Genomic DNA, 13652 nt, shown 5'->3' with positions numbered 1-13652 from the left:
GCTGCAAAGCTTGCTCAAGGAGCATTCAGCTGATCGACATTAAGCTTCAAGCGGTACTCTGTGGGCGTCGCGCCTGTCAGCTTTTTGAAGATGCGGAAGAAGTACTTTTTATTCTCCCAGCCGATCCGTCCGATAATCTGGTCGATCGTCAGATTCGTTTCGCCCAGAAGCTGTTTCGCCTTCTCGACTCGGACATGCGTGATGTAATCCCCCAGCGAATGCGAGGTTCGCTCCCGGCACAGCTTATTCAGATAAGCGGGGGTCAAATTGAACAAATCGGCGATTTGGTGCGGCGACAGCGCGTTATCGGCATAATGCTCATCAATATAGCGAAGCGCCTCCGATACGATAAGCTTGGTTTTTTCATTCGGAATCTGGTGAATACGTCCGGCGATAGCCTCGAACAATCGGCGAAATTCGGCGTCCATCTCCGTGAACGTCTCCATCCTCTTCAGCTTCCTGTCGAATTCACTGAAGCTAAGTCCAAACGTAACGGTGCGATTGCTCTCCATCGTATGCAGCAGGTTGAAGATAGAAGAGGACAAATAGGAGACGGCGAACATCATATTGTCATAGTCGCACCGATGCAGCAGCTCCGTCAGCAGGCCGTACGCTGCCCCGGCCTTGTCCGGCTTGCCCTCTTGAATTCCCTCCAGCAGCTGGTCGACCAGGGGATGATTAAGATTGAAATATTCCGGCCCGGCAGGCTCGCTCTCCTCCCGGAATAAGAGGCACCCGTGCCCGGCTTTGAATCTGTTGTGGGCCAACTCCAGCGCGTCACGATATAAATATGGAATTTCGCGCAGCGTCATTGCGGCTTCGCTGACAAAGGCAGAGAACGCAAAGCCGCAGTAATGTTCAAAGCTCATCCGAGCTTGCTGCAGCAGCTCCGTCAGCGATTCCCTCCGACCCGCCTTGCCCCCCTCGTCTTCCTCGACGCTCAGGATAACCGCAACCCGGTCTTCTCCCATATCCAACGTCTCACAGGCGAAGCTTGTCCGTAAGATCTCCCCGGCAATATTCGTCAGCGCATAGCGCAGCAGCGCGCGATCGGGCTCACTGTACTTCTCGCAGAAATCGGCATAGCGGTCGATCCGTATAACAACAACGGCCCATGGCCCGTTCGGGTTTATCCCGGCTGCATACGTTTGCAGCCATTCGTATTCATTTCGGGCCGGCGGTAATCCGGTGCGCATGAAATCTTCCAGTGCCTTCTGCTTGAGCGCGAGCCAATTGCTGTTTCTGAATTGCTGAAGATCAAGCAGCTTATGGCGCGTCGTAGAGAATACCTCCGAGATCATTTCGAATTCATTATTATTGCCGGCAGCGCGATCATCTGACGGAATATGGGGACTGAACTTGTTGTGCAGCGTACGTACAGGCGCGTACAAGTTGCGCGTCAAGATCACGGCGGCGATCAGGCAGGCCGTCATCATAATGACGCCGATACCGATGGCCAGACTTTTCACGCGCTCCGCTGTCCGGGCGACGGTATCGTAAGGCGTGACTCCGACCAGCTTCCAATCCAGCAGGTCGCTGTGTACATAGGTCACCACAGAGGTAGTCCCCTCAAGCGGAGCGGTGAAATATCCCGATGACTGCGGGGATTGGAGAATTCGGCCCACATAATCCAATTCGCCGACATGCTGTAAGAACAGCTCCTGATCGGTATGAGCAAAAACCTCGCCTCCGCGGCCGAGAAACCACAAGCTTTTCATATCCATGGTATTTGTGCCGTCCGCCGCCACATTATTGAGGAAGCTCTCCACTTTGACATTAATGATGATAGCGCTTTTCAAGGTACTGCCATCCCGGAAAAATTCGGGCAGCACATAGGTAAATACCTGCGCGTCCTTGTTCGGCTGCTCTTCCGTATGCGCGATGAATCTCGGGATAGGAGTAAGGCGCGGAATAGGCGTCCCTGCTTTCAACAAGCCGTCAATCTGCGGATCGAAAGCTCCTCCCTTGCGGATAACCGGATTGGGCCCCATGACATAGTAGGTATCGCTTCGCGCATTATACACATACATGGATTCCATATAGGGGTTCGCTTCGAGCGCCAGATCCAGGGCGCGTATGCTGCCGAGCGTTTCATACACGGATAAGTTTTCTCCGTACATCAAATTTTTCACATCGGTGTTCCCGGTCAGCGAAACGGAATAGCTGCGGATATAGGCATGAATCTGCTCGGCATTATGAATCACCTGATGCATCAGCGATTCATTGAGCTGATTCACGACTTTAATATTGTAGCTTCTGAAGCTTGTGTACAGCAGGACCGACAGGATGAGCACAATAAGCGTTGTGAAGAATGTGATTTTAACGATCATATTCATAAAGTAATTGGGTACCCTCTGCCTCATATGCCCTGATCCCCCGTTCAATTGGTGAAATTTATTATAGCCGCTGCCGCCGTGGGTGGATAGTGCCTCCGTTCAATTTAAACCAATTCTTTGATTTTACACCTCTGAGTACGGGGATGTCCGACGGGTGGGGAAGCGACGGAGAGCAAGGAGTCAATGTCCCGTTCCACAGCCTTGCTGAATAACAGTGCGGACGATGGAAATGCAGACGATGCTGCGCGACGAGATGCTGTACTTCCGGTCGCAGCTGGAGACGAAGAGTATGAGCAAAGACTAGGCTTCGTAACGGCAAGGATGCTTACTATCTGAGCAGAAAAAAGCCGATTCCCGCGGGAATCGGCTTTATCGTATTAAACTTCCAAGTTGAATAACTTACCAAGCGATATCCGAAAATCCTTGAACACATTCGACCGCACGTTATCCTGCTCCGTATATAAGTTACGCACCTGATACATGCCATCCTGCAGCGCATACACATGAACAGTGCGATTGCCGGGATCAACGATCCAATATTCCTGGACGCCATATTTTTGATAAAGATTAAACTTCTCATTGAAGTCTTTCAGCGCCGTTGAGGGTGACAACACTTCAATAATCATCGTTGGAGCGCCATGACAGCCGTTCTTCGAGATCTGATTCTTAGAGCAAACCACCGATAGGTCCGGCTGCGTAACATGATCAGGCGAATCATATTGACCGCTCTCGCTAAAGAAGACGTCGAATGGAGCGACAAACACGTAACAGCTCTGATTGTGCAAGTAAGTTCGAAGCGCGAAATGCAACTCACCTACGATAAACTGATGAAGGGCTGTTGGAGTCGGCGACATGTTATATGCCTTGCCGTTAATTAACTCCCATGCTCCGTCCCATGACAACCAATCTTGATACGTATGTTGCTTCTTGTCATCCAGGTTCGACACTTGGCTCCACCTCCTTCGAGCTTATCACCTGTTACGGCTTATCTATACCCTTCGTGTATATCTGGCCATGCTTAATATCCTCTTCGGAAATCTGGTTGCGTTTACCTGAATTATAACACATATCGCTTCGATTTCTTAGCGTTGCCATCTACGGATATTAAACAACTGGAATATGCCATTGCAGAAATCACAGAGATTACGACGGGATTTGGACTTGTTCGACAATCCCTCCCCCTCCGATAAATAGGCATTCATCCCGCTCACATATCCCCGTCCCGCTTGAATATATTTAGTAACAAGCATTCTTTTTTCCACAGGATATTGATGCGCAGGGCAGACAAAGACGAGTAAGCGTTCGGCCCGCTTACAGTCCGCCGCTTTGCATCATTTGAGCCAGGCCGCGAAACGACACGCAGCGCAAAACTGCCAGGAGGTGTCCCGCATGACGAAACCGCTATTTACCGTATCCCGCGAGGATTGGTCGCTGCACCGCAAAGGCTACCAGGATCAAACGCGCCACCAGCAGAAGGTACGCGAAGCCATCAAGCAGAACTTGCCCGATCTGGTCACCGATGAAAGCATCGTGATGTCCGACGGCAAGCAAATCGTCAAGGTCCCGATCCGCAGCCTGGACGAATACCGCCTCCGCTATAACTACAATAAGAGCAAGCATGTCGGACAGGGAGACGGCGACAGCCAGGTAGGCGATGTGCTTGGCGTTGATCCGCAGGCCGCCGCCGGTCCCGGCAAGGGCGAGGGAGCCGGCGATCAGCCGGGCGAAGACTATTATGACGCCGAGGTGCAAATGGAAGAGCTGCAGACGATGCTGTTCGAGGAGCTCGAGCTGCCGAATCTGGAGCAGAAGGAAAAAGACAACGTGATGAGCAAGGAGATCATTTTCAACGATGTGCGGAAGAAAGGGATCATGTCCAACATCGATAAGAAGCGCACGATTCTGGAAAATTTGCGGCGCAATTCGCGCGAGGGCGATCCCGGCATTCATGGCATCAGCCCCGACGACCTGCGGTTCCGCACCTGGGAGGAGATCGTCACCCCGCAATCGAACGCGTTGATTCTCGCCATGATGGATACGTCCGGCAGTATGGGCTCGTTCGAGAAATATATCGCACGCAGTTTTTTCTTCTGGATGACCCGGTTCCTGCGTTCCAAATACGAGCATGTGGACATCGTCTTCATCGCCCATCATACGGAAGCGAAGGTCGTAACGGAGGAAGAGTTTTTCACCAAGGGAGAGAGCGGCGGCACGATTTGCTCCTCCGCCTATCAGCTCGCCGTGGATCTGATCGACAAGAAATATCCGCCTTCGCGGTACAATATATATCCGTTCCACTTCTCCGACGGCGACAATCTGACCTCGGACAATGAACGCTGCGTGAAGCTGATCGGCGAGCTGATCAAGCGCAGCAATCTGTTCGGCTACGGCGAGGTCAACCAATACAACCGCAGCAGCACCTTGATGTCGGCCTATCGCAACTTGCACGATCCGAAGTTTCTGCATTATGTCATTCGCGAGAAGGGCGAAGTGTACAAAGCGCTGCGAACGTTTTTCCCCAAGCAGGCTGAAGGAGGTCTGGCACGATGACACCCGAGGATATGCGCAAGCTTGAATATGCGATTGATGAAATTACCGAAATCGCCACCGGCTTCGGCCTGGACTTCTATCAGATGCGCTATGAGATATGTCCGGCCGATATCATTTATACGTTCGGCGCTTATGGTATGCCGACCCGTTACAGCCATTGGTCGTTCGGAAAAAACTTCCATCGGATGAAGATGCAGTACGATTTCGGACTCAGTAAAATCTATGAGCTCGTGATCAACTCCGACCCCTGCTACGCCTTCCTGCTGGACGGCAACTCGCTGATCCAGAACAAGCTGATCGTCGCCCACGTGCTCGCTCACTGCGACTTCTTCAAGAACAACGCCCGCTTCTCGAAGACGAACCGCAACATGGTCGAGAGCATGTCCGCCACCGCGGAGCGCATCCGGCAGTATGAGCTTGAGTTCGGCGCTCACGAGGTCGAGCAGTTCATCGATGCGGTACTGACCATCCAGGAGCATATAGATCCTGTCATCGTCAAGCCTTACAGGCAAGGCAAGGAGCGGCATGGACCTGCCCGCAGCGGCTTGTCGGACCGTGCGGAGCGCTCGTTCGGCTACGAGGATCTCTGGGATCTGGATAAGCCCAAGGACGAGGACGGCGGCTCGAAAGCCTCCGCCCAAGAGGACACCCGGTTTCCGCCGAGTCCGGAGAAGGATCTGCTGCTGTTTATCGAGGAATACGCCCCTTATCTGAAGGAGTGGCAGCGGGACATCCTGACGATGCTGCGCGACGAGATGCTGTACTTCTGGCCGCAGCTGGAGACGAAAATCATGAACGAGGGCTGGGCTTCGTATTGGCATCAGCGCATCCTGCGCGAGCTGGATCTGACCGAGGATGAGACAATCGAATACGCCAAGCTGAACTCCTCGGTTGTCGTGCCTTCTCGTCATAGCTTAAACCCTTATTACCTGGGTCTGAAAATTTTCGAAGACATCGAGAAGCGGTGGGATCAGCCGACAGCCGAGGAACGCGAGCGGTTCGGACGCGAGCCCGGACGAGGCCGGGCGAAAATCTTCGAGGTGCGGGAGTTCGATTCCGACCAGTCGTTCCTGCGCAACTACATGACAAAGCAGCTATGCGATGACCTGGATCTGTATGTATTCGAGAAGAAAGGGCCGGAGTGGAAAATTACGGACAAATCGTGGGAGGGTATCCGGGACCAGCTCGTCTATTCCCGCGTTAACGGCGGGTTTCCGTACATCGTCGTGATCGACGGGGATTATAACCGGACGGGCGAGCTGTACCTGAAGCATAATTACGAGGGGATCGAGCTGGATCTGAAATATGTCGAACGCACTCTTCCATACGTTTATCAGCTATGGGGCAAGCCGACTCATCTGGAGACGAAGATCGAGGATAAGCCCGTGCTTTTCAGCTATGACGGGAAGAAGCATCAACGGAAGTTTTTATAGTCGATTGTCCTGTCCGTGATCACAAATGGAGCAAGAAACGGCAAACAGCCCTTTCTTGCTCCATGGCCGTTGCTTATACGGCCTCTTCTACGCGTTTGGACCTTATTAGGGGGTTACGAGCATAGTTAATGGTCGAGCTGAATCTGAAATATGTCGAGTGCACTCTTCCATACGTTTATGGGCTATGGGACATCTGGGGCATTTATACGATATTCCATACAATCCCATACTTTTGTCCTCAGTCGTAGCGTTTTTATACGAATATCCGTACATATCCCCTATTTTTTTCCGCAGTCGTGGCACTTTTATACGATTTTCAAGTTACTTCTTAGCTCCCCTTGCGAGGGAAGCTCAGATAGTACTAAGCTAACTCAGCATGAGTCCAGCGCGACTGACCCATCTCCAGAAAAGCAAAAAACTGCCCTAACCCGCAGGTTAGGACAGTCTTCGAAGTAAGCGAAGCTTACAGTTTTACAACGTTCTCAGCTTGAGGACCACGGTTGCCTTGAACAACGTTGAACTCAACGCGTTGGCCTTCGTCCAACGTTTTGAAGCCTTCGCCAGTGATCGCGCTGAAGTGAACGAATACATCGTTGCCGCCTTCAACTTCGATAAAGCCGAAACCTTTTTCTGCGTTAAACCATTTTACTGTACCTGTTTGCATGGGAAATTCCTCCAAAAGTTTATTAACATGTTCTTTTTATTCCGCATATAGCAAATAAAAAATTCACACATTGAAAAAGGTTCCATAGCACAAATGATTACCCTTTGCATTATGTGAATTCATTTTCTATTCGATACTTTTATTATCCTACCACACTCCGATTCGAATTGCAACTCACTTTCCATTCCACGGATAAATTAATTTGCCGGCAGGCCGAAAAGCCTCGCCCCGGGACGCCGAAAAGCGAACCCGCAGCGAGCCCTCCGCCTTCCGCAGCCGATTAACGAGGCAAAATCCAAGTGTCTACGGCGTAAGCGATCCCGTCCTCATCCAGCGTCCGCGTCACATGCCGGGCGATGTCCTTCAGTTCGCCGATGGCGTTCCCCATCGCGATCCCCGTTCCCACCGACGCGAGCAGCTCCATATCATTTAGTCCGTCGCCGAAGGCGGCCGCTTCCTCCGGAGCGATCGACAGATGCTCCAGCAGCTTTCGGAGTCCTACCGCTTTGTTCATGCCGCTGGGATTCAGATCGACAGCCCACGGCCTCCACCTGTGGATGTAATAGTCCTGCGCCTGACCGCAGGTGTACAGGTTCTCATGAAGCTCCTCGCAGAATATGATGCTCTGATACACATCGGGCAGCGCCTCATCGCCGACCGACAGATCGAGCAGCTGCGGCTCCATAAACCCGATCTCCTCCCGGGCCTGCAGGAACAGCGGATCGCCCGCCCTGTTCGTATACATCGCTTCGGCTCCGTACAGCAGCAGCGCATGATTCGAACGCTCGGCTTCCTCCAGCCAGGCCCGCACCCTTGCCCGTTCGAAAGGAGTGCCAAACACCGTCTTCCCCTGATGGCCGATGTGGCTGCCATTGCAAGTAATTGCCCAATCCATGTCCAGCTCCTGACGGAGCGACGCCATCTCGAATTCGCTTCTGCCCGTACAGAGCACGGGAATAATGCCATGGTCCTTTAGACGCCGGATGGCCAAACGCGTTGATTCGGGCAAATACTCCCGGTCCCGCAAAGTGCCGTCCACGTCGAATGCGGCTAATTTGATCATGCTTTACCTTCACTCCAATCGATATGCTGCCTACTAGTATACACAGATATCGGCGACTGAGCGAGCATTAGCGCGATCGAATCCCGGGGATTTCCCGGATATTTCCCGGATATTTTCAAAATTTCGCAGCACAAGTCGAAGGGTTTTCCAAATTATCGGCGAACTTATCATCCATAGGCAATGAACCGACATCAAGACAAAGGGAGTCGTCCAATGGATCCGTACTTACCCGGCAATTATTATGTATACTTGATCGCTTGTTCATTTATGATCTCTGTCCTGACGTCCTACTTCGCCATGGATATGGCCATCAAGCTCAGACAAGCGGATAACTACGCGAGAACCGTTCTGCTCGTCGGCGGTTCCTTCTCGATGGGAACAGGCATGTGGACCATGCAGTTCATGTCCATACTTTCACTGGATCTCAGTATACATGCCAAATATGAGGTATTCCTGACACTGCTGTCGCTGCTTTGGCCCATTACAGCGTCTCTCGGGGCCCTCCTGCTGCTCAGCCGCAAGGATTCAGGCTTCCGCAGCTTGTTCTGGGCAGCGGTAACACTAAGTGCGGGCATCATCCTCATGCACTTTACCGCCATAGGGTCGATCCGCTTCGACGGTTATATCCGCTACCGTCCGCTTCTTGCCGCTAATGCGGTCGGGCTGGTGGTTTTCCTCCTGTTGGCCGCTTTCCTCTGGAAGCCGATGCTGAATACCCGGGCGCCGCGCTGGAGGCTGGCCAGTTCGTTTCTTCTCGGAATCGCAGTCTGGTGCATCCACTACTTCGGAGTCCGGTCCGCTTCCTTCCTAAGAGAGACGGTTCAGCAAGAGCGCCATTGGTCCTTTTCCTTAACGCCCGGTCTGCTCGCCATCGTGATGGGCATCGTGATCGTCATTATTTTTTGCCTGGCTCTTCTGTTCGCCATTATCGGCAAGCAGATGAAGACCAGCCAAAGCCATCATCAGTCCTTGTTCGAGCAAAATCCGGATATGATCTTCTCGGTCGATACGGAGGGCATTATTCTGAATACGAACTTGTCCGTGCTGACGTCGATGGGTTACGGCAAGCGGCTCAGTATGGGGCAATCCTTCTTCCAGATGATCGCCCCCCAGGACCATGAGCTCTTCCGGTCCTACTTCCAGAAGAGCGTGCAGGGCGACAGCTTCGAATTCGTCATTCAGCTGCTTCATGCCGAAGGGTCTGTCCGGGATGTATTTATCCGTACCGTTCCGATGACAGATGACAGCATTACGCAAGGCGTGTACATCATCGGGCGAGATATTACGGAAACCAAGGCGAATCGGGAAAAGTTCGAGCGGCTCAGCCGCACGCATTCGCTAATCCTGAACAGTATCAATGATGGGGTATACGGCATAGATGCCGAAGGGCGGACCATATTCTGGAACGCAGCGGCAGAGAGAATGAGCGGTTTTTCCTACGAGGAGGTAGCAGGTCTTACTTTCGAAGAGCTTGTCCGTCATATAAAGCCTGACCTTCCAGCCTTGTGCCAAGAGAACTGTCCGCTTATGCTTGCCCTGCAGGAAGGGATCCCGCTTCATGTTAGCGAAGATCTGCTCTACCGTAAGGACGGCACCTCTTACCATGCGGAATATCATGTCTATCCGATTCGGAGCGAGCATATGCCGCTCGGAGCCGTCATCACATTTATCGACATCACCGAGCGCAAGCGAACCGAAGAGCTGATGCTCTCTTCGGAGAAGCTCTCCGTGGCCGGCCAGCTGGCCGCCGGCATCGCTCATGAAATCCGGAATCCGCTCACCGCGATCAAGGGCTTTCTGCAGCTGATGAATGCAGGCATGGCTAAAAAAAGCTATATCGAAGTCATCTTCTCCGAGATGGACAGAATCGAGCTGATTATTAACGAGCTGCTGATCCTCGCCAAGCCGCAGCCGTCCAAGCGTGAGGAGAAGCCGATCATCCCGCTGCTCAATCATGTGATCGCGCTGCTGGAAAGTCAGGCCAACATCCATAACGTTCAGCTTGAGAAGGAATTTGTCGAACCGGGTCCATCTATCCTATGCGATGAGAACCAGTTGAAGCAGGTATTTATAAATATGATTAAAAACTCAATCGAAGCGATGAGCAGCGGCGGATATATTTATATAAGAGTACGGCAGCAACAGAACGGGGAGTTCACTATCGAGATAGAGGATCAGGGCTGCGGTATTCCTCCGGAACGCCTGAGCCGGATCGGCGAGCCTTTCTATTCGACGAAGGAGAAAGGGACGGGACTGGGGCTGATGGTCAGCAAGAAAATACTTGCCACCCATGGCGGTATCCTGAATATTTCGAGCGAGGTCAACAAGGGAACAAAAATCGAGGTTCGCTTCCCGGTCCACTCCTCGCCTGTTTCAGCCAAAGAGCCGGTTGCCTCCCCATAGGCGCCCGGCTCTTTCTTTGCCAACACTTCCCTGTTTCCGTCTCTCGGGCAGCCTTCGAGCTTCACCCGGCTGACTGACCGACCGGCCAGGCTCATCGCAGCTTAAATCTCAGCAACCGGTCATCCGACGCGCCGGCTTGCCCTCTGCCATCCGTGTTGTTCGTAATGACGTAAGCATACCCATCCTTCACCTTCACATCGCGGAGCCTTCCCTGCTCCTGCAGAACGACGGTCATCCGGTTATCCTGCGGGTTGAAACGGTATAAGGTCTCGCCCACCAAGGTGGCGACCAGAAATCCTCCCGTCCCGTCCGCCGCGATGCCCGACGGAGCGATAGCTCTCTCGCCGGAATGGTACAACGGAAGCTCCATCCCTTCCTTCCGCTCGTTGCCGATAATGAGCGGCCATCCGTAGTTGGCTGCCGGCTTGATCCGGTTGATCTCGTCATGCCCCCCCGGCGCGCCGGAAGGACCGTGCTCCGAGCTGTACAGACTTCCGTCCCCGCTCCAGGCGATTCCTTGCGGATTGCGGTGGCCGTAGGAATACACATAAGAGCCCGGGGTCGGATTATCCGGGGGAATATCCCCTTGCGGCGTCATCCGCAATATTTTCCCGGCCAAACTGTCTTTCTGCTGGGCGACGCTCTCCTCCTGAGCATCTCCCGTCGTAATATACAACTGCTTGTCCGGGCCGATAGCCAATCGGCCTCCATTGTGAAAGCGCGATCCCGGAATCCGCTCCAGCAGCGGCTTCACCTCTCGCCAACTGTCCCCGTCCTCCTTTAGCAGCACGACCCGGTTCAGCGTCTGGCCGCCTTCCTTGTAGGTATGATAAGCATAGGCTTGCCCTGTGTCCGCATAGTCCGCAGTAAGGACAAAGCCCATAAAGCCGCCTTCTCCCTCCTGATGCACCGGCTTGGCCAGCTGCACCTTCTGACGCTGGACCACACCGTCCGCCAGCTTGACCATGCTTCCTCCGCGTTCGCTGATATAGATGACATCCCCGTGAAAATCGATCGCCCATGGCGTCTTCAGCTTCTCGGCTGCCGTTTCCAGCATAAGCTCCGGACTTCCCTGCTCCTCCGTCTTCTCCTGCCGAACATCGCCGGGTGCGCTCCCGGCTGTCGGCGCTTTCGGCTCCCAACAGCCGGCCAGCGTTGTCCCCGCCATGGCCAGCGCTACAAGCAAGCTCGCGCTTTTAAGCATCTCCGCTTCCTCCCTTGTCGCTTTGTTCCTATAATCCCATTGTATCATGGAAACATCGCAGTATGAAAAGCCGCAATGGACAGCAGGGATCGCTGTTCTTTCGTCATATTTCTTGGGAAATAATCGACAGGCCGTCCAAACTTAGCTCGCTAAAGCCTTCAAACTTCTTAGCACTCAAAAAAGACCGTGCAGCGAGCGACGCGCCACGGGCGCCCTCATACACGGTCTTTCTGCATTTACACAGGCATGCTCCGCCTGCTAAACAAATTCCTGAATCCATGGAAGACTTACCTCGATACAGCGTTTCACCTCGGACGGATCGTCCAGGTCCAGCACCGCTTCGGCGAGCGGCCGCAGATCTTCCCGGTTCAGCCTGGCCAGCAGCGCCCGCGTGCGCGGGACGGAGAGGCCATTCATGCTGAACTCGTGCAGGCCGAGGCCCAGCAGCACCGGCACGGCTAGAGGCTGGCCGGCCATCTCGCCGCACATGCCTACCCACTTGCCCTCGCGCTCAGCCGCGCGGATGACCTGCGCGATTAGCCGCAATACCGCAGGATGCAAGGCATCGCTCAGATAAGCCAGCTTCGGATTCATCCGGTCTGCCGCCATCGTATACTGGACCAGATCATTCGTCCCGATGCTGAAGAAGTCCACTTCCTTGGCCAGCCGGTCGGCCATCAAGGCGGCCCCGGGCACCTCGATCATCACACCGGTCTCCAGCTCCGGATTAAACGGGACACCCTCCGCTTTCAGCTCCGCCTTCGCTTCCCCCAGCCTTGCCTTCGCTTGTCTCCATTCACTCATCGTCGCTATCATCGGAAACATCAGCTTGACGTTACCCTCCGCGCTGGCCCGCAGCACCGCACGCAGCTGCGTCCGGAACAGCTCCGGCCGGTCCAGGCAGATCCGGATCGCGCGATAACCCAGGAATGGGTTGTCTTCCTTCGGAAGCTCCAGCAGCGGAAGCTCCTTGTCCCCCCCGATGTCCATCGTGCGGATAACGACAGGCGCGCCCGGGCCGAACGCACGCACGACAGCTGTATAAACTTCCGTCTGCTCTTCCTCCGTCGGGAGATGCTCCCGCCCCATATAGAGAAACTCCGTCCGGAATAAGCCGATTCCCTCGGCGCCATTCCCGGCAGCCGTCGCCGCATCCTGAGGCGTCCCGATATTGGCAACCAGCTCCGGCGCCGCGCCGTCGAGCGTCGTCGTGGGCCGATCCAGGAAAGCCTCGTACAAAGCTTTGCGGTCGTCCAGCTGCCCGGCTTTCTGCCTGTATTCCGCCAGCTGCTCGGCAGACGGATCGACCAGCAGCTCGCCTTGCATCCCGTCCACGATGACAGTTTGACCGTCCTTCAGCTCATCCAGCAGCCTAGAACCTAAGCCAACGACAGCCGGTATCCCCAAAGAGCGGGCGAGAATCGCAGAGTGAGAGGTCCGTCCGCCCGCAGCCGAGGCAAACCCCGCCGTTGTCTGCGGATTCAGCTTGGCCGTATCCGAAGGCGACAGCTCGTCTGCGATCCATACGATCTTCTCGCCGGCCGGCGAGCCGGCCTCTTCGGCTGCCCCGCCCGATAAAATCCGGATGACTCGGCGCATCACGTCACGAATATCCGCCGCCCTCTCGCGCAAATAAGCGTCATCCAGCGCTTCAATGACAGAGACCGTTTCCTGCATCGCGCTGTGGACCGCATACTCTGCATTGACGCCTTCCTCCTGCACGATCTGGCGCGCGCGGCCGATCAGCTCCTCATCCTGCAGGAACAACAGATGGCCTTCAAATATTTCCGCCTCATCCGCCCGGCCCCGTTCAATGAGGCTTGCACAGATAGACCCGAGCTGGGCCTCTGCCTGCTTCAGCGCAGCATCAAGACGCTCAAGCTCGGCCGCCAGCTGCTGCGGAAGAAGGGACCGCCGCTCAGGCGGCGCCTCCTCCCGCAGCAAGCGGACCGTGCCCACGGCGATGCCGGGAGCGGCGGCGATCCCCTGCCACTTCATC

At 54.5% G+C, this 13652-nt stretch carries 9 protein-coding genes; 3 read left to right on the top strand and 6 right to left on the bottom strand.

Annotated features, from left to right (window positions below):
* Positions 1 to 14: 14 nt before the first annotated feature.
* Positions 15 to 2363, bottom strand: coding sequence for a helix-turn-helix domain-containing protein (locus tag BLR08_RS01020; protein ID WP_083537043.1), 2349 nt, complete (start codon positions 2361 to 2363; stop codon positions 15 to 17).
* A 350-nt stretch (positions 2364 to 2713) separates the two neighbouring features.
* Positions 2714 to 3283, bottom strand: a complete 570-nt coding sequence (locus BLR08_RS01015; RefSeq protein WP_072330121.1) for a Uma2 family endonuclease — start codon at positions 3281 to 3283, stop codon at positions 2714 to 2716.
* Positions 3284 to 3725: 442 nt separating this feature from the next.
* On the opposite strand from BLR08_RS01015, the gene yhbH reads away from it, so the two are divergent.
* Together yhbH and BLR08_RS01005 are read left to right on the top strand one after the other, a co-directional pair.
* Positions 3726 to 4886, top strand: coding sequence for a sporulation protein YhbH (gene yhbH, locus BLR08_RS01010; protein ID WP_072330119.1), 1161 nt, complete (start codon positions 3726 to 3728; stop codon positions 4884 to 4886).
* Positions 4883 to 6319 (top strand): SpoVR family protein, encoded by a 1437-nt coding sequence (locus BLR08_RS01005; RefSeq protein WP_072330117.1) that lies wholly within the window; start codon positions 4883 to 4885, stop codon positions 6317 to 6319. Before yhbH ends, BLR08_RS01005 begins: the two co-directional genes overlap by 4 nt.
* Positions 6320 to 6782: 463 nt before the next feature.
* On the opposite strand, the gene BLR08_RS01000 is transcribed toward BLR08_RS01005, so the two are convergent.
* On the bottom strand, positions 6783 to 6983 hold the full coding sequence (locus BLR08_RS01000; protein ID WP_072330115.1) for a cold-shock protein: 201 nt from the start codon (positions 6981 to 6983) through the stop codon (positions 6783 to 6785).
* A 280-nt stretch (positions 6984 to 7263) separates the two neighbouring features.
* Positions 7264 to 8046, bottom strand: a complete 783-nt coding sequence (locus BLR08_RS00995; RefSeq protein WP_072330113.1) for a Cof-type HAD-IIB family hydrolase — start codon at positions 8044 to 8046, stop codon at positions 7264 to 7266.
* A 213-nt stretch (positions 8047 to 8259) separates the two neighbouring features.
* Between BLR08_RS00995 and BLR08_RS00990 the strand changes: the two genes are divergently transcribed.
* The gene (locus tag BLR08_RS00990; RefSeq protein WP_072330111.1) at positions 8260 to 10449 is read left to right on the top strand and encodes a PAS domain S-box protein; all 2190 of its coding nucleotides are present in this window, start codon (positions 8260 to 8262) and stop codon (positions 10447 to 10449) included.
* Positions 10450 to 10540: 91 nt separating this feature from the next.
* Here the strand turns inward: BLR08_RS00990 and BLR08_RS00985 are convergent, their stop codons facing one another.
* Together BLR08_RS00985 and ptsP are read right to left on the bottom strand one after the other, a co-directional pair.
* The gene (locus BLR08_RS00985; protein ID WP_256257584.1) at positions 10541 to 11653 is read right to left on the bottom strand and encodes a PQQ-dependent sugar dehydrogenase; all 1113 of its coding nucleotides are present in this window, start codon (positions 11651 to 11653) and stop codon (positions 10541 to 10543) included.
* 258 nt (positions 11654 to 11911) lie between these two features.
* The gene (gene ptsP, locus BLR08_RS00980) at positions 11912 to 13651 is read right to left on the bottom strand and encodes a phosphoenolpyruvate--protein phosphotransferase (RefSeq protein ID WP_072330108.1); all 1740 of its coding nucleotides are present in this window, start codon (positions 13649 to 13651) and stop codon (positions 11912 to 11914) included.
* Position 13652 lies beyond the last annotated feature (1 nt).

The sequence above is a fragment of the Paenibacillus sp. cl123 genome, from assembly GCF_900101595.1.
Lineage (GTDB): Bacteria > Bacillota > Bacilli > Paenibacillales > NBRC-103111 > Paenibacillus_G.
This window is presented reverse-complemented; position numbering and strand designations above follow the sequence as displayed.